The organism is Pedobacter nyackensis (genome assembly GCF_032678475.1).
In the GTDB taxonomy this organism is placed as follows: domain Bacteria; phylum Bacteroidota; class Bacteroidia; order Sphingobacteriales; family Sphingobacteriaceae; genus Pedobacter; species Pedobacter nyackensis_A.
On the sequence record NZ_JAVTSF010000010.1, the window covers coordinates 122,440 to 140,792 of the forward strand.

The following is an 18,353-nucleotide window of genomic DNA, read 5'->3' on the forward strand; positions in this document are numbered from 1 at the left end:
AAACAACTAGGGAATCAAACTCTACATAAGAGGGCTATAGAATAATCCATAGCCCTCTTGATAAATTTTCCAAAAATATGTTAAGTGATTTCACATAGAATAGCTCTTTTTACAAGTTTTATTTAGAGACAATATCCCTTAATAAAGTGATATCCTGAGCAGGCTGTGGCAGCTTTAAATCTCCAATCGTACTATAAATAGACGATGAAGTATTCAGGCCCCATTTTCTAAAAAATGTACTCAGATCTTTACCAGAAACTTCGCAGGCAGAAAGCATAAAATAATCCATTTTCTGAATATCATTAGCAAACTCCCGCTTGTCTTTTCTTGTTTTTTTCAGCAATTTAGGGTAAAAATCATCTCCAAATGCCAATCTTAACTGCTCAAACATACAAAGACGAACCCATCCGGATTCCACTCCTACAGAAGTGTCATTGTTAAAGTCTTTACCAGCATTGGGTTTAGCTAAATAAGCTGCCGCATATCCCCAGATACCGCCCTCAGCCAAACGATGCTTATTAGGTGCCATCACACGTTGTACCGCTAGAGAGTAAATATTTACACTCACCTCCGTAATCGTCCCCCATGTCCAGGTGTGCTGGTGTACGTGTCCAAGCTCATGCCATAAGCCCCAACTGTCACTAATCGCTGCTGATCGCAATATGTATTGAACATCATAACCAATATATGCGGTACGATAATGATAAGCAAAGTAATAAAGGCTCGCATCTTCATGCTCTGTCAAAAGATATTTTTGATGCACGTTAGGTTTATCCAAGGCCGTTGAACCATCTAAACCACTATAGTCGTCCTGAATAGTTATCACCTCAGCAATTTTTTTTACTAAAGCCGATTGATCATCATCACTATAAGTAACCGCATTTTTCCTGCTCACAACGATATAGCATTTTTCTCCTTCAAGAATAACATCAGGGGCTTCTGTATATTTAAGTAGCATAGATTGCCATTCTGCATTAGTAGTTTTGCCTCCAATAAAGTGAGGAACTTTTTTAAAATCGCCACTAAACGACACCTTAGCTATCCCGTTAGGAACCTGGTCTGTTGTATACCTGATCCAGACCAAACCTTCGCCGGGGTTTTGAAACTCATTCAGACCCAACTTAAGTTGTACAGCCTTTGGTTCACTGTTCCATTTGCCATATCTCGAATAGGTTCCTATCAGCATTAACGGAGCTCTGCTACCCGCTTTTAATTCTACGTTCACTTTAACCTTTGCGGTTGGAGGAATGTACAGTCCGGTAGCGGAAAAATCAGTAGCCAGCCAATTCAACTGCAAACGACTTCTTTCCAAATCAGCTGAAGTCAGCTCCTTAAATTCTAAGCTTGCAACATCCTGTACCTTATCCGGTACGACAGGGGCTATAGGATCAGGCTTTTGCTCAGTTGTATTTTTTTTACAACTGAACAAAAACAGAACCATAACACTAGCGATCAAACTAAATCTATTTAATGTTATTCTCATTTTATCTTGTAGATTTTAGATATAAATAGTAATGCTATCAGCTTACACTAATTGGCAACAAAGTCTTTAAAGAAATATTCCATTGAGTCAGAATAATCTTTATTTTTCTTCACTCGCTGCAAAAATTTACCCAGGTTTCCCTTAGACAAACTATTTGAAATCAAGCCTTTATTCTGATCCATAAAATCGAACTTATTTTGTGACTGATCAAATCTGTCTAAAAATAAATCCAACATACCTTCTTCATAGTTATTTCTTTTTAATGCCTCGAAATAACTCTTATAGGATGCTTCTTTTCTGCCCTTTAAATACGCGCTTTTAAAAGTCTCCAATGAATTCACTTTCGAAACCTTTTCTTTTGCAACATTAATCCAAGCCTGGGGATCATTAACTGCTCCTCTTGAAACCCCAATTACGTCCCCATTTTTTGAAATGTAATAAAAGGTTGGAAATGTCTTCACATAAAACTGATCTCTAAAATCTTTGGCAAAATCACTCTCCATATCAAACTTGATTGAGATGAAATTCTTATTGAAATAATCGCCTACTTCCTTTTTTACAAAAATTTCAGCTGCCATAAATTTACAGGGGCCGCACCAGGTGGTATAACAATCCACAAAGATCATTTTATCCTCTGCCTTTGCCTTTTCCAATGCATCTTTGTACGACAAAGATTGAAATTCTATCCCTTGAGCATAACCACTCAACGTAAAAATTGTTAAAAAAAATACCAGTAAACCTCTCATCTTATTACTTGTTAAAATATTTGTTAATCCCTTTTTCAAAATTCAAAATATGCTCCTGTGGCATGCCTGCTATACTCTTAAAAAATCCAATCATAAAATCCCTCTCCTCTTGATTTAGTGCGCAGATTTTCTCCGGGCTCAGGTACGAAGCAATTGATTTATAAGCATTAGTTTTCGCCCCTGTCATTTGCATATCCTTTTGTGAGAACAACTTACATGCAACGCTTATATAATGCGTCACTGCAGTATTATCGTCCATAATTGGCAGATAACTCAGATAAGCAGTAGATATCGTTGAATGATCTTTTAATTTTCCGGATATATATTGCAAAGCATAATTTTGCAAGGATTCTATCATCACTTTATCAACCACAGATTTTCCGATATATTGATTAACCAGGTATTTCTCTGACAGTAACATTGAGAATACCCTTGAACTTGTTCTGCGTAGAGCAATTTTCAAATACTTCCACATCTCTTCAGAGTATCTTTGCTCTATAGCAAAGGCATAGATAGTAGATTCAACAAAGTCCGTCAATTCATTATACCTTAATTCTCTATGTAAAACCTCCATATAATGACACGCATTTTTAAACGAACGTTCTTTTTCAAATGCTTCTTTTTTCACCTGCAAAGAATTTTGGGGATCCATAGCAAAGCGAGCTTTTTCGATAAAATCGTCAGCATCAGCATAGCCCACCAAACGACTTATCTCATTTCCATCTTTATTTAAAATAATATAAGTAGGGATAACTGAAATCGCATATTTCTTGATTATTCCAGCATTGGCCTCATCAGCCAGATCCAATTTTACATTTATAAAATTGCTATTTAGAAATCCCACTACACGTCCTAATCTGAAAGTAAGGTTTTCCATTTTATTAGAGCTCTCAGATTTACTGCTAAAAATATTCAGCAAAATTAGGCTCCCTTTCTTTGGATTTTTCTTTATGGCATTCTCCAGGCTGCTTTCATAAGCGATGGCACTATTTTTTGATTGTGCAAACACCGAAAGTGAGATCACGCTGCAAAAGAAGAAAACTGATAGTAATTTATTCATTGTTTTGTTTTTAATTTTAATAAGTTAATGGAAAAGTAGTTTGTGAAATTGAAGGAAAAACAAATGAAATATCTCCTGCTTTGCCCTTCCCTGAAAACACCTTTGCAGGCGTTTGGCCGGAAAATTCGCCAAGGTTGTTCAATGGGTACAGGTACACCTTGTAGTTACCTCCGATAGTTGTCCCAACAATCAGATAATCAAATTGATTACTGTATTTAATGTGTTTTATAAAAGTTGCGGTTTCACCTTGAGGAAGACTAATCTGAAGATCTGTATTTCTGCCCGGTATACCTGCCACACTTCTGGCATAAACCTTATTGTTACTTACGAAATACATTACCTTCAATAAGCTATGGTTTAACGTAAAAAGTTCAGCACTAAAAGCAGGGTCATTTGTAGCTAATTTATCCAAAGCAATTTTGAAAGACTTGCCGCTAACCCCTGTAACATTGGCAATATACTTTAGCTGGGCACTCGTTTTATCCTGCATAACTGCATAGAAGAAATCATCATACAAAGCCTTTGCACCTGCAAAAACTAATTTCATATTGTTATTTTTTGCGCTGATTTCAGTACCGCTCTGGTCGCCAACAGGTATAAAAAAGGTCTGACTTGTCGACATCGCTACAAACGAAGAAGTCAGTTCGTCAAATCCGATCGGATCATACACTCCATTACTAACAACATACTTTGATAATCTATAATCCTTGAACTCGTTTGTCATCGCCAGCTCAGGCCCGAATTTACTAAGTAAGGAACTGTAGGAATAAATAAAACTGGCTTTCCCGTTATTCAAAATCCACTGCCCTAAATTGTTAGCAACGTACATACTTGGCGAATAGGGAGCAACCGGCTTGTCTAAAAACATTTCAGGAAAATCATTTAAGATTTTACCCGTAGATAGTTTAATTGCTTTCGCATCCTTGTTGGTAACAGGAATTAAAACACGTGTTTTTTCAAATATGTTATAATTAGGAAGAAACTTATTAGGGTCAGCATAATTATCATTCACCCCTATCCTATGTGCCACATCACCATCCAGCTGTCTGCCGTTTACAGAAAGGACCACATCCTCAATCTTCTCTCCAGCCTGGTTAAAGTAATCCATATCCGATTTATTACCTTCACTTTTCAGCACATACCATCCATCATTAAACCGGGTCGACACGTCGAGTACCGAATGAAAATAACCTGAAACATTTGTCTTTTTGTTTCTTGCTCTAAAAACCAATGCATACCGCCCCGACTCAATACCCACAACATAATCAATAAGATCTTTTGAATTTTTCAGCACCGTATCCGCATCCTGTCCCCCTTTGTTCAGGTCATATGTAAAATATACATATTCAAAATCGGCACCTTCAATATTTGAACTTACTTCAGGTATGATATTTAATTTATCAACTGATTGGATGACCGGATAGTTTGTTTTGATACCAGATATAGTAATTACTTCAGACGCTGTGTAATCATAATTTCCCAGATCCTTTTTACAGGATGTAAATAGTGCTATGGAAACCAGATATATTATTAAAATTCGTGTTTTCATCATTCAAAAATTAAAAAGTAACTTCTTTCTCGAACTCATCAGTCAATGGTCCATCTTCATTATCAGGGTCATTGTTATAATTGTATAGCAACTCCCTAAACTTTGCCTGCCAGTAATAGGTTAAAGTGACATCGCTATTTACACTAACGATGTAGGCCTGATCCCAATCCAATCCCGTTTGCTGGATCATAAACCTGTGCTTAACCTGGCTGTAGGTACCAAGCACCCTATCATTCCAGGCAGCAGGCTTAATCAGGATGTCGGCTATAATCAGCTTTCTCCAGGTCTTCCTCACATCTCCCGTTTTAAAGTTTTCATTCTCGGAAACCTTCAGCTTCAACGTGTATTTAGCCGTTTGAAGAGAAGCGTCTTTTAATAGTATAACCGGAACCTTAACGTGGTTTGAATTTGCAGGAATGGTATACAAATTCCTTACCGCAGGGTCGTTAAAAGGCACATAATGCAAACCTGGCTCAGCGTTTCCAGCACCTTTAACCAACTCTTGTTCAATCTTATACAACCTATCTACCTTTGATACATTCCCCATAGTATATAAATCAAAGTACATCGTATCCCTGACTCTGGAAATTGGCTGTGTTAAAAAGGTATAGGCTTTAAGCGTATCCTCCATTGCCGACTGGGGCAGATAAATTTTCTCTGGAACAGGCCCGAACTGCAATCGGTCTACCTCATTAAAAACAAGGTAATTATCTTTTTTACAGGCAGTAGCAAAACATACTACCAGCAATAATATATAAATTCTATTCATCATATTTAAGTTAATTGCCCAACTCTGTTTTTGGCAAAGGCAGTACATAATTCGGGCTCAATAATGCACTCGCAAATAGTATTTCACTCTTAGGGGAATTGTAACGCTTATACAGATAAAACAGTTGTCCTTCTGCATAAAACTCCTTCCTGAATTCAATCAAAATCTCACTGCGTAAAAGAGCCTCTCCAACGGGAAGTGTTTTAGGCGCTATATACCTTGTAGCTCTATACTCATCCCATAAAGGCTGCACTGTTGATTTAGAAGCTGAACTTTCTATTGCGATGAAATACAGTTCACTTAATCTGATGATGGGGATCTGACGGTTCATGGCAGAGGAGTTGTATTTATTGGTAATAAACTTTGACACCCCACCTATATAATCTCTCTTTTCCCATAGATAAAGCTCCCTGATGTCGGTTCCAGTATTCCCAAACATCGTTTTAACGATTTTGTCGGAGTTTTTCCCGTTAAACAACTGTCCGTTTGCAAAAGACAGCGTGTATTTATTCGGCAGGTTGTAGTCAAAAAGCCCAAAGATCTGCTCGCATACAAGCAGGTTGTCTGTTTTTCCTATTAATGCATTTCTGGTCTTATTGATGTCAAACTTCCTTGTACCATCTGCATTTTTTGCATTGATCACTTCCATCGCAGCTTCATACGCTTGAGGTTTATCGCCATACCAAAGATTAACCCTGGCTTCAATAGATTTTGCAGCATAATAATTCATTCTGGAAGTCCTGTTGGCAAAAAACTCATTCATATTTGCAATTTTGGCGAACTCTGAAGGACTACGTAATGCTTCGGCAGAATAAAACAGCAAGGGGTCATTTTTTAAGAGTAGCTGTGCTTCATGGAGATCTCTTAAAATCCTTGTTTTATATTCCTCAAACGAAATTGGCACATTTATCTCTTTTGAGATATTTTCTACATAAGCCAATTTAGGTCCTCCAGATTCTGCTTTTGAAGGGACCGGACCATATAACCTCATCAAATCAAAATGTAAAAATGCTCTCAGGGCCAGACTTTCCCCTTTTATGATATCATAAAGGTCTTTGCTCTTAAACACTGATTTATTTAGTTCAATATTTTCTATAATATTGTTAAGGTTGGCAATGGCATTGTACAATTTGCCATAAATGTTATCCACTTGTGGCGTTACTTTATTGTACTGATGCAGATTAAAAGACTCATCCATAGATGCGCTTGTCACTTCCCACAGACTGGCCATATTATCTATGTACCTATAGCTAAGATCCTGCCCGTAAACACTTTGATCTTTCATCAGCACATAAACTCCGGAAAGTGCATCTTTTACAGTTTGCTCAGAACTGAATACTTTATCTGTCGACATCTCTATTTTCGGCGAAATAGATAACCACTTTTTACATGATCCAAGCATTAAAATAGAACATGCAGCAAATAGAATTGAAATATTTTTCTTCATAAAAATTTATGCTTAGTTAAAAAATCAGGTTTAAGCTCAAACTAAATTGTCTTGAATAAGGATAAGATGTTCCCCGTTCGCGCTTAATCGTAGACAGGTAGAAAATATCCGAGGTACTGGCAGAGAGCACACAGTTACCTACACCCAGATTATCCTTCAAATACCTTGATTTTAAATCGTACTGTAAGGTGATGTTCTGACACCTGAACATATTTTCCTTTTGTATAAATCTTGAAGATTTATAGGTTGGGCTAAAATCATCCAATCCTTTAAATGCACTTTGATCTCCTATATTTTTCCATCTATCAAAATAAACCCGGGAGTCAACATTCCAGCCAATCGCTTCCTTGCTCACCTCTACTTTGTTACTCAGTGTGCTATTGTAGCTATCACCCCCAAAGCGATATCCGAAAGAAACATTAAGGGTTAAATCTTTATACCTTACCATTGATGATATATTGCCCATAACTTTAGGCTCATCAAGTCCGGCTGCAACAATATCTTCAGCATTCCAGTCATAGGTCCTGTTTCCGTCTTTAGTAATGTAAATTTCTTTACCATTACTTGGGTCGATACCGGCAGACTTCACCGCCCACATGGTATTGCTTGAATAGCCCGGAACAAATTGAAAATTTGGATTGGTCAGGTTGCTTTGCTGAAAAATTGCCTGTGCATTAAGCAATGCCTGAGATACGCTTAAAATTTTATTGGTATTGTGTACTCCTGCGGCACTTACTGACCAGTACAAAGAATTTTTATTAATAATTTTTGCTGATAAGCGCAATTCATATCCTGTGTTCTTTAACGAACCTATATTCTCGATGTATGACGTAAATCCGTTGGCTGCAGGAATTGAAGATGCAGAAATTAACCTGGTAGTTTTAGCTGTATAAATATCCCCGCTAAAGGTTATTCTGTCTAAAAATTTCAAATCCCAACCGAAATTGACATCTAGTTTCTGCTGCCATTGCAAATCCTTGTTTCCAAGTGCAATCAGATAACTTGAATTCCATAAATAATACTTATCACTTGAGAAATACCTGTAGGTAGGAATAGTCTGGTAAGCATTAAATTTCTGAGAACCAGATGTACCAACAGAACCTCTGATTTTAAATTGATTGATGTATTCGTTATTCTGCAAGAACTTTTCGTTGTGAATATTCCATCCTAATCCTGTTGACCAGAATGGTGCAAATCTCTTATTGGCACCAAATTGAGAAGATCCGTCTAACCTTCCTGAGAAGTCAACAAAAAACCTATTGTCATACGTATAATTTAAAGTAGAAGTAAAGCCAATAGATCTGACTTCTGATTCACTTCCCGAAGGACTTCCATTCTTTTCATACTGCAAAGCATTTGCAATATTATCGAACATTTCGCTGGAAAAACCCTCTGCTTTAAATCCTGAGTTCTCGTAAAAATTATTTCTTATATTCACATCAATACCCGAGGCTATGGCATGCTTTCCAAAGTATTTGTTATAGGCAAGGTTATAACTTCCTTCAATATTAAAAGCTTTGGCTATGCCATAAACATAAGATCCTTTACGGAACATATCCTCCTCAGGATAATCCATAAAATCTGTATGTCCGGCGGGCTTAAACACGTCGCTCTCCCCCATGGTCCGGGATAAACCAAGGCGAACTTTCATATTAAGATCAGGTATAACCCTCCAGTCGATCATGAAATTGTTTACGATGTCAAGGTTATTGCCTTTGTCAAAGGTGTTGAGCGTGGTGTTATACAGCGGGTTTACAGGAAGTTTGCTCCATCTGTATACGTAATCACTCTCTCCTGATTGTCCTAACCGTTTTAACAGGTTTCCGTTTTCATCTGTTGTTCTCCAGTATGGGTTCATTTTTGCATAAACACTAAAATCTCCAAATGGCGATTCTGTTCTATTGCCCGAACTAATCATTAAACTATTAGAAAACTTCACATTTTTAAGGAAATAAGAAAGTCCGATTGTAGAGTTCACTGTTTTTCTGGACGAAGACTTCATCACACCCTGTATATCATTATACTGAACCGAAGCAGAATACCTGAATGATTGATCCCCTCCCTCCAATCTCACATTTTGCCTTTGTCCAACTCCGGTCCTCAATGGCTTTGAAAGCCAGTAGGTATCTACACCACTATTTACCTCATTGGTTAAGTAACTATAATATCTTTGTAAACGCCAATCGGCATCCGCATTCTGAGGTCTTGAATAAAGCCCCACCCTATCCTCCAACAGGAGTTTATCTCTTGAATTTAATAAGTTGTAACCACTTAAATCAGGCATTTCTACGGTTAAGTCCCCTCTATAAGAGATCTTTAATTTCCCCATAGTTGGCAACTTTGTAGTAATCACGATGATTCCATTGGCTCCTCTTGATCCGTATAAAGCTGTTGCAGAGGCATCTTTTAAAATCGTGATCGACTCTACTTCATTTTCATTCATGTCGATCAGCTTTTGCAAGCTTGTTTCGAAACCATCAAGAATAATCAGTGGGGTATTCAAACTCCCTCTTGTATCATCCTTTAATTCGTTCACATTTGGCAGACTTGAAATCCCTCTGATCTGAACATCCGGCAACCTATTAGGATCTGATCCAAAGATGTTATTTTCGATAATATTGATAGAAGGATCTATATTATGTAAAGAAGCAAGTAGATTACGGTTACCAAAGAGCTTCAATTCTGCAGCGGTAACGGTTAACGACGAACCTGTAAAACTCTCCTTATTTTTTTGAAAGATACCGGTTACCACTACTTCATTCATCTTATTTTCCTGAACTTCCATTCGGACGGTAATCATCCCCTGATCCGGTTTGATAGTGATCTCCTGGGTTTTGTAGCCAATATAGGAAACCAGTAATATCGCCTTGTTTGGAACAGTTATTTTAAAAAACCCATCCTTATCACTCGCGATAGACTTAGCATCAACTCCTTTAATTTTTATAGATGCTCCAGGTATTGGTTTACCAATTTCATCGATCACCATTCCGGTTACTACAATATTTTCCTGAAAAGTTGACTCCTGTACCCTGTTTTTAATAATGATAACCTTATCTTCTAAACTATAGGTAAAAGGCTGATTTTCAAAGCACATCTTCAGCACCTCTATAAGTTGTGCATCTACAACTTTTAAGGTTACAGGTCTGGCTTGTTTGATTTGTGGATTGGTGTATATAAAATCATATCCACTTTGCTTCCTGATTTCTCGAATCACCTCCTGTAGAGATGCAGTTGTTTTAGATAGCGTAATTTTTTGGGCATAACCACCGGCACTTACCTGAAGTAGCATGGTGGTTAATAGGATAATGGTTAGGTTAATCCGCATTATAATTTTCCGTTGGTCCAGAGCTTTGATTCGCTCGAGCATCAAGCTTAATATTAGCGACACAATATTTATGGCACAAGCAGGTTGCTTGCGCTTAAATAGCGCATTAAAATTCATATATTTGAGTCTGATCCCTTATTATCTTTACGCAGAAAGAAGGGAATGGTTTGGAATTTAGTTGATTATTACTTTCAGTATTCTAGTTAAAAATCCGATCCATAAACCAGGGGTGACGCCAATCACTCCTGGTTATTTCAGGATTACATTTATGTAAAATTAAGGCATAACTGTAACCCTCCTTCCTTCGATCTTGAAGTGTACGTTTTCAGTTTTTTCAAGTATGGTTAAAACCTGGCGTAAGGTTCTCTTTCTTGAGATTTCAGCACCAAAATTGATACTGCTAACTCTCCCTTCATATACCACATCTATATCATACCATTGTTCGAGTTTACGCATGATACTGTGAATGTCTTCATCTCTAAAATTAAAATCACCCTTCACCCAGGCTATGGTCTGATCGGTATCAATATTTAAAATATCTACGCTGTTACCCACAACAGCCTGCATCCCTGGCTTAAGCAAATACGCTTTTGATGCGTAATGAACTTTTACACTTCCTTCTAACAGCGTAGTTTTGATTTTGTCTTCTGAGGGATAGCTGTTGACGTTAAAATGAGTCCCCAGCACTTCAACTTCCTGTGCTCCAGATGAAACGATAAATGGATGTTTTTTATCTGAAAATACCTCAAAATAAGCCTCACCAACAAGCTCAACTCTACGTTGATTCAGGCCTGAAAAATCTTCAGGAAACTTAAGCGTACTTTCGGCATTCAGCCAGGCTTTTGTACCATCTGGCAATACAACCTGATATGTCCCTCCTCTTGGGGTGCTCAGCCCTAATTGTTTTCTATTTCCGACTTTTAAATCTTTATCTGCACCAATATCAAGCTTAGTTCCGTCATCATAAGTTAATCCGGAAGATAAGTTGATCACCACTCCGTTTTTATCTTCACTAAGTGGGATATCCCTTCCATTACCCAAACTTAAAGTTGCCTTATTTTTTCCTGGAGCAATATCATTTACAATGGCGGTTTTGTTTACTGGCCTCAGGTCTGTATTTCCGAAAAACCAAATACCCGAGGCGATCAATATTATTGCCGCAGCAATTCCCGCAATCTTTGGCCACAAAGTGGTTTTATTTCTCTGAGGTGTAAATTCTCGCATTTTAAGCGCTTCACGATCCATATCAGCCTCAAGAATACCGTCAAACTCATCGGTACCCAGCAAGCCAAAAAAAGCCTGTAACTCCTTTTCAGAGGCTTGATTACTGGTATACCTGGCTACTAACTTCTCTTTATGTTCCTTTTCAGATGTCATACTTTTTATCCCGTATACATCATATGTCGACCGAAAGTCGATTTAGGGTACCCCTTTTGTTAAAAAAAACAAACAAAATCAACAAGCCACTCATAATGAGCAGCATAAATTCATCAGCAATAGTATAAATTTTAGTTACGAATTACAGTTTTGATGAAATAACTGCGAGGAGCACGCTCAGGGTAACCCCCATTTCTCCTTCTGCGGCATCTTTTAAAACCCTCATCGAACGAACCATATGTTTTTTTATTGCATGTCGTGAAATACCAAGGATTTCGGCGGCCTCATCATATGATTTATTCTCTTGCCTACATAAATGAAATACTCTTTGCGTTTGTTCGGGCAATTCTGACAGGACTTTTTCAATGAATGCCATATATTCATTGGTTTGATGATTATCTTCAATACTATTTAGAAGAGGTTTGTAGTCATTTAAAACTACTGACATAGCGGTCTGCTCTACTGCTGCGCGTTTTAAAAAGTCGAGCGACTGACGTTTAGCTATTGTAAAAGCGTAAGCGCCGAATTCGAGGATCTGCGTCGATTGCTCCCTTTGCTCCCATATTTTAAGGAAAACATTCTGACAGATGTCGTCGGCTAACTCAGCAGATTTCAAATATTTAACAACAAAGCGGCAAATGCTATCATGATAACGGTCATAAAGCTCAGTAAAGCCTAGTTTGTTACCCGCTTTAAGTAAAACCATAAGCTCCTTATCGGTGTATGAACCATAAGTAGTCATATCAATTGTTCATTATCAATTTCAGTAAAAGAATTCGCCTGCCAAAAGAAATAATTTTTAATGGCTAAACCTATTTTTTATTTAATAAAGCTTCAATGTGCTTTTTGTCATTACCATAGATTTTCTATCCAGAGTCTCAAACTTGTGACCGACTTCGGCTTGATGTACGTTTTTTTTTATTTATTTTTATGTCACACACAAATATAAAACGTATGATCAAGTTAATTTTATGTACTACTTTGGTACTTTCCCTAGCCCATCATGTGGGCAGGGCTCAGGTCATTGTAAATCCTGACGGCAGTCATTCGGTAGTCGCTGGTAATGTAATTGTAAATCCAGATGGTAGCCATTCAGTTATCGTTGGAAATGTAATCGTAAATCCGAATGGGACACATTCAGTAATTGTGGGAAATGTCCTGGTCAATCCTGATGGAAGTCATTCCGCAATACCCGAGGCAGTGAAATTAGCGGACGCAATTAAGCGTAAGTCAGTGCCGTCAGATTCAGTAAGCTTACGCAAGCTAATTATCCAGCAGTCTAAAGAGGGTGGAAAATTGGATTATTTCACCAAAATTAAAGGTAAAGAAACAAATGGCAGCCAGATTAAGCCAGGCATATATGCACAAAACATCCATATTGCCTGGTTCTATTGGGGTAAAGCCAATTATGTGAATGGCGTAAAATCTTTAGATGAGGTTATAAGCATCTTTAAAGAATGGAAAGAACGCGAACCTGGTCGCATGGAGCTTGAACATATTAAACTAGGATTTGCCGATCGTGATAAAAAAGATTAAAATCTATATACTATGAAATATCTATCTATAATTTTTGTGATGTGTACTACTCCATTTTTGCTAACATTTATGGACCATAAAAATCCAGCACAAGGCAAATGTGGAATGGCTGTCACCTATGATGAAATGGCTTATAAGGATTTTAAAAAAGCTTACAAATCCTCTTCCATAGATGACGCGAAAAAACTGATCAAAACAGGTGTAAAGAAAGCTACTCAATCATCTGCATACGCCATAACTCCTGATTGTGATTGTGCTAATGCCAAAAACTATGCACTCAATGCAGTTACTTTCGGAAATAAAGCAATGAAATCGGATGATCCCGAAGCCATAAAAGAACTGGTAAAAAAAGCGATGGATGCTTCGTTAGATGTTTTGACCGCAATTCCGGGATGCAATTAGTTCCGCTGCTTTTCTAATTCGTTTTTAACCTCATCCGCACTTGGGTCTTTTGCGATGATCTTACCATCTCGATCAATTAGGAAAATCGCGCCACCAGAATTTTGGATATTATATTTTTGCCAGATGTTATTTTTTCTGTCCAATTCAACCAAATTAAGCCAAGGCCATTTTTCCCTTTCCAGAAACTTAGTTAAGTTGGTTGTATTTTTAAATTCACCGGCAACCCCTATAATCGTAAAGCCTTTGTCTTTGTATTTGTCATAAACAGAAAGCATAGTTTTGCTTCTAGCAATGCAAGGCCCACACCAAGTAGCCCATAGGTCTAATAAAGCTACCTTACCTTTTATTTGATCAGATAACCTTATTATGTTTCCCTTTAAATCCGGGGCAGAAAAATCTTTAAAGTTCTTTCCAATTTTTATGTTGTCAATTGCATTGATAAGATCTAAAGTAAGGACATTATAAGGGTGGCCGGGATTTGCTTTAGAGAGTTTTTTGCAATTATCTCTCGCTAAATCAATATCAACATTTTCTTTATCGAAGATAAGGTTGTTTAAAATGATAGCATACGAAACTATAGTAGGATTTTGTAAAATATAGCTTTGTTCATATAGCTTTACTTCCCTTCGTAAAGTTTCCAGTTTATCACTTAATATCCTTGCCTGGGGCATTTTATCTAACCCTTTCTTCCTTAGATCATCCATTTTTTTGTAGAGGATAATATTTTCATCCTGGGATTTGGATTTGTCCAACTCTGCTAAAACTTCATTCATTTGAATGCTATTGTACTGTTTGTTTTCGTGAAGTTTTTTTACACTATCATTTAATAGCTTGTAACGATCTCTAAATTTAAGATCTATAGCTTGGTTATACTTTGAATACTCAGCATTCAATCTACCACCTTGTATAATATTTTTATCAAAATCATTTTCCGGATATATTGTCAGAACAATTTTTTCATTCTCCAGGAATAAACGCATATATCTCCCTCCACCATTGTCTTTCGCTTCTCCAAGAAATAGATTAACTGTTTCAGGATTTTTGAGTTTGGTTTCAAAATGAAACTTTCCGTTAACAACAGGAATTTCAATGATCTTATCAAAGGTCATGTTCTGGTTCGGTTTCACCAGTAAAATTGATTTAGTTTCCGAATTAAGAACAGTACCTGTGATCTGACAAGTCTTTTCCTTTTTCAAAGTGAAACTTAAAGCTGTTATAGATAAAATGAGCAGAGAGGTTAGATATTTTTTCATCATGTGTAGTGCTTTAGTAGTCAGACTTATTTGCAAGGATATATGAAAAAACGCCCTTGTTAAAACAAATGTGACGAAAGGGTTAAATTTTGTGATGAATACATAGTATAAATGATGAATACAATCTGAACTTGATTTCATCAGGGTAGGAAAAATAAAAGTGGTTACTTGGTTTAAACCAGGGGTAAATGATAAGGAATTTGTGGTAGTTATCAGTAAACATAATTTTCCCAATGCAATATCATGTTTTCTGAATTTTCGATTTTAAAGAAGTTTTAAAATGACACATAAAAATAATATGTGATCAATTATCTTTGTTTAAACCAACAATTACTAAAAATGAAAAAACTTCACCTTTTTATGGCTATGTGCCTGTTATCAATTTGCACCTTTGCGCAGGTGTCAAAAACTAAGGAAGACCTTATTCAAAAAGTAAACGGAGAAGAAATGAAAGGCCGAATTACGAAAGTTACAGATAGTGAAGTAACTTTCATCTATACGGGCGAGACCGCAGAGTATACGGTTAAAAAATCTGATATTGCAAAAATCGTACATGCCAGTGGCAGGACAGAGAGTTTTAGTCAAGCCGGCACGCCTGCACAGGTCCGTCAGAATGATAAGGTCAGCATGTCTGCCTCTCCTGCCGACCACCATAACAAAATTGCGATCTTACCTTTCACTTTCCTGATGGATAACCAGCCTGGAGCAGATGCCATCGGTATAAAGGCTCAGGAAGACACCTACTCTTTTCTATCACAACATTCAGCGGGATATACGTTGCTTGATTCCAGGACAACCAACTCTCTGCTCGCTAAAGCTGGTGTTACTAAAGAAAAAATGATGAATTTCACCATGAAAGAAATCTGTGATATTCTTGGCGTCGAGTATGTAATTGACGGTTCGGTCACGCAAAATAAAGGATATCAGACCAGTTCTTCATCGGACATTTCTAACACAAAAGTAAAACGTGACGGGGATAAAGATATCAAAGGTGTCTCTACTTACGGATCTTCCAACTCAAACGCAGTTCAACGCTATGATGTTTCAGTTAGCTTGCATATTTATATGGATAATAATGCCAGTATTTACAACCAGAGCCATAAGGCATTCTTAAGCAATACCGATGGTTCATATAATGCCCCGCTGGAATACCTGCTCAAGAGATGTCCGCTTTACAGAAAATAATCAAACAGAATAATAACAAATAGAAATACATTTTTATGAAAAGAATCTTCTTTACGTTCGCAATCTTTGCTATCCTGCCATTTGCAGCCTTTTCTCAGAAAGGAAAAAATGCCATTCAAGTATCAGGTCAGGCTGCTATTCCTACCGGCGAATTCTCCGATGTGGTAAAAACTGGCTTTGGCGGTGCTGTTAAAGGCATGTATGGGATCGGCAAGAGCCCTCAGTCCTTAACGGTGGAAGCCGGCTACAATCGGTTTGGTGTGAAAAATGTTCCCTCAGGTGCTTCAGCGAACTATTCTGCAATTCCTGTTTATGGAGGGTATCGTGCAAACCTTAGCGGTGTGATCGTGGAATCTCAGGCAGGGGTTTCTTTTAACCGTGTTGCAGCTTCAGGTTCCGGGAGCTCAGCTAGTGCCAACCAAACTGCTTTTGGTTGGGCATTAAGTGCCGGTTACCAATACAAAGATATTGAACTTAGTGTCAGATACCAAAGTTCAGAGGGCTCCGAAGATACTGAGCCAATCAGGTTTGTAGGCATCCGTCTGGGGTATAACTTCGGATTGTAAGCAGGTATATCAAATAGAAAAAGTGCCACTTTCAGTAAGTCCAATGCCCTCAAAAAGTCAGACACTTTTTGAGGGCATTTTTATGAGTAGAAAAATCAGGATAATTGTGCTAATGCCAAAACTATGCACTCAATGCAGTTGCTTTCGGAAATAAAGCAATGAAATCGAATGATCCCGAGGCCTTAAAAGAACTGGTAAAAAAGGCGATGGATGCTTCGTAAAAACATTAAACATCCTTCGAATTTAGAATTCCGTGTAACAACTGGTTATACCTTTTACTTTTTCCATTCCTCTTATTTTTTTTATACCCTCCCAATCTTTATACGGAAGCTTATACCTTTCATCAAAAAAATATAATCCCCAGCGCCAAAAGGCCAACGGATTTTTTGTGAATACACGATAAATCTGCTTATCCTTTAAATCAGGTTGACTTAATAAACAGCTTTTATGTATATCATTCATCATCTCAAATTTACGACTCATGAATTCGTAAAAGGTGAAGCTTCCATTGTAGGTACTGTAGCGATAATGTCTTTCATCAACAAATGTTTTTAATAGTCCGGTAAATGGAGGCACATTGGATAAAATTACAATACAACCAACGATGATTGAGATTTTCTTACTGCGTTTCATATAGTTATTACAATCTGTAGCCCTGGAGTTCAATGTCATGGATTCCAGGGTAGATTAAATAATAATACACAAAAATTATGAGGTCTTTAACCTTTCATCAAACCAGTACTATGTCAGTCGCTATGAAATCAGAGGTAGGACGGGAATTTTAAGGGCTATATTTAATTTGTGATCATAAATCTTGCATCAAAAAAGACGCTATAGATGCAATTGATATTGATACAGAACCTCATCCGCTGGTTATAGTATATAATATAGTTAAAATGGCGTAGTGAGCCCAAACTTTTGGTTCTTTGTATCTATAACTAAAATATGGTTTAGAAAGAGCTTATTTCCAACCATACCACTTATTCCCATTTTTGACATATGCTCAATTTGAGTGTCGCTTATTCCTTCCATAAAAGTAGTGAAACGCAGGGGGATTGTGGTGTTGGCAAGCTCTACAGTGCCATTGGATGCAAGAGTATTGGCTGTCATAAATTTATCCCATGACTTTACTGTATATTGAATAAGTTCTGCATTGGGTTTGGCGAGTTGATTACAAGTTTCTTTGTTAGTCAGCAATTCAAACATGCTAGCGCCTGTATCAAAATAAAGGATGGTTTGTTTGCCCATTACTTTTGCAGGGAATAATACGCTTCTGTTTGAATATATAAATTTGGTTAATGAGATGTGTGCTATTATTTTCTCAGGAATACGCTTTGAAATTGTAAGCTTACCATGCGGGTAATCAATAATTGCGACTTTATCGTCTATTAGGTCAGCCCCAATGGTTCCAATGATTTCGATATTATTTTTATCTTTCCAATCGACTGCTGTACTGTCAAACTGTTTTACTATAATTTCTTTGGCTAGAATAGCTGTTCGACCCGCCTTAAATGGGAAATTTTGCAATTTCCCGTCTACTTCACTTGGAGGAATTGATTTTGGATATTTTCTTCGAATCGCTTCAATTTTATTCTTATATAAAAGTGAATATGGAGCCCCCAAATCAAACTGCATATAAAATATTCTTGGGCAGT

The 18,353-nt window shown here is 37.3% G+C and carries 16 protein-coding genes; 4 read left to right on the forward strand and 12 right to left on the reverse strand.

Annotation, left to right across the window (positions count from 1 at the left end; genetic code table 11):
• Window positions 1-118: 118 nt before the first annotated feature.
• From R2Q84_RS24355 to R2Q84_RS24395, 9 genes are all read right to left on the reverse strand, one after another.
• The gene (locus tag R2Q84_RS24355) at window positions 119-1,483 is read right to left on the reverse strand and encodes a M60 family metallopeptidase (RefSeq protein WP_316819213.1); all 1,365 of its coding nucleotides are present in this window, start codon (window positions 1,481-1,483) and stop codon (window positions 119-121) included.
• A gap of 47 nt (window positions 1,484-1,530) precedes the next feature.
• Entirely contained in the window at window positions 1,531-2,229 is a 699-nt protein-coding gene (locus R2Q84_RS24360; protein ID WP_316819214.1) for a thioredoxin family protein, read from the reverse strand.
• A gap of 4 nt (window positions 2,230-2,233) precedes the next feature.
• Window positions 2,234-3,289, reverse strand: coding sequence for a hypothetical protein (locus R2Q84_RS24365; protein ID WP_316819215.1), 1,056 nt, complete (start codon window positions 3,287-3,289; stop codon window positions 2,234-2,236).
• A 16-nt stretch (window positions 3,290-3,305) separates the two neighbouring features.
• Window positions 3,306-4,841, reverse strand: coding sequence for a PKD-like family lipoprotein (locus R2Q84_RS24370; protein WP_316819216.1), 1,536 nt, complete (start codon window positions 4,839-4,841; stop codon window positions 3,306-3,308).
• A 7-nt stretch (window positions 4,842-4,848) separates the two neighbouring features.
• A complete protein-coding gene (locus R2Q84_RS24375; RefSeq protein ID WP_316819217.1) occupies window positions 4,849-5,610 on the reverse strand; it encodes a DUF4843 domain-containing protein in 762 nt (253 codons plus the stop codon).
• A 7-nt stretch (window positions 5,611-5,617) separates the two neighbouring features.
• Window positions 5,618-7,054, reverse strand: coding sequence for a RagB/SusD family nutrient uptake outer membrane protein (locus R2Q84_RS24380; RefSeq protein ID WP_316819218.1), 1,437 nt, complete (start codon window positions 7,052-7,054; stop codon window positions 5,618-5,620).
• A gap of 16 nt (window positions 7,055-7,070) precedes the next feature.
• Window positions 7,071-10,379, reverse strand: a complete 3,309-nt coding sequence (locus R2Q84_RS24385) for a SusC/RagA family TonB-linked outer membrane protein (protein ID WP_316819219.1) — start codon at window positions 10,377-10,379, stop codon at window positions 7,071-7,073.
• A gap of 276 nt (window positions 10,380-10,655) precedes the next feature.
• Complete coding sequence (locus R2Q84_RS24390) at window positions 10,656-11,756, reverse strand: FecR family protein (RefSeq protein WP_316819220.1); 1,101 nt, start codon at window positions 11,754-11,756, stop codon at window positions 10,656-10,658.
• Between the two features lie 142 nt (window positions 11,757-11,898).
• Window positions 11,899-12,498 (reverse strand): RNA polymerase sigma factor, encoded by a 600-nt coding sequence (locus tag R2Q84_RS24395; RefSeq protein WP_316819221.1) that lies wholly within the window; start codon window positions 12,496-12,498, stop codon window positions 11,899-11,901.
• A gap of 212 nt (window positions 12,499-12,710) precedes the next feature.
• Here R2Q84_RS24395 and R2Q84_RS24400 point away from each other — a divergent pair, with 212 nt between their 5' ends.
• Together R2Q84_RS24400 and R2Q84_RS24405 are read left to right on the forward strand one after the other, a co-directional pair.
• Window positions 12,711-13,292, forward strand: coding sequence for a hypothetical protein (locus tag R2Q84_RS24400; protein ID WP_316819222.1), 582 nt, complete (start codon window positions 12,711-12,713; stop codon window positions 13,290-13,292).
• Window positions 13,293-13,304: 12 nt separating this feature from the next.
• Window positions 13,305-13,694, forward strand: coding sequence for a hypothetical protein (locus R2Q84_RS24405; RefSeq protein WP_316819223.1), 390 nt, complete (start codon window positions 13,305-13,307; stop codon window positions 13,692-13,694).
• On the opposite strand, the gene R2Q84_RS24410 is transcribed toward R2Q84_RS24405, so the two are convergent.
• Window positions 13,691-14,950 (reverse strand): TlpA disulfide reductase family protein, encoded by a 1,260-nt coding sequence (locus tag R2Q84_RS24410; RefSeq protein WP_316819224.1) that lies wholly within the window; start codon window positions 14,948-14,950, stop codon window positions 13,691-13,693. The genes R2Q84_RS24405 and R2Q84_RS24410 overlap by 4 nt on opposite strands.
• Before the next feature lie 336 nt (window positions 14,951-15,286).
• Between R2Q84_RS24410 and R2Q84_RS24415 the strand changes: the two genes are divergently transcribed.
• Together R2Q84_RS24415 and R2Q84_RS24420 are read left to right on the forward strand one after the other, a co-directional pair.
• The gene (locus tag R2Q84_RS24415; protein WP_316819225.1) at window positions 15,287-16,132 is read left to right on the forward strand and encodes a hypothetical protein; all 846 of its coding nucleotides are present in this window, start codon (window positions 15,287-15,289) and stop codon (window positions 16,130-16,132) included.
• A gap of 35 nt (window positions 16,133-16,167) precedes the next feature.
• On the forward strand, window positions 16,168-16,698 hold the full coding sequence (locus R2Q84_RS24420; RefSeq protein WP_316819226.1) for an outer membrane beta-barrel protein: 531 nt from the start codon (window positions 16,168-16,170) through the stop codon (window positions 16,696-16,698).
• Window positions 16,699-16,941: 243 nt separating this feature from the next.
• Here R2Q84_RS24420 and R2Q84_RS24425 read toward each other — a convergent pair whose 3' ends face one another.
• Together R2Q84_RS24425 and R2Q84_RS24430 are read right to left on the reverse strand one after the other, a co-directional pair.
• Window positions 16,942-17,331 carry a hypothetical protein gene (locus tag R2Q84_RS24425; RefSeq protein WP_316819227.1) on the reverse strand — a complete coding sequence of 130 codons (390 nt, stop codon included), beginning with the start codon at window positions 17,329-17,331 and terminating at the stop codon, window positions 16,942-16,944.
• Window positions 17,332-17,589: 258 nt separating this feature from the next.
• Window positions 17,590-18,353 (reverse strand): hypothetical protein (locus R2Q84_RS24430; RefSeq protein WP_316819228.1); only part of this gene is annotated, 764 nt, incomplete at its 5' end.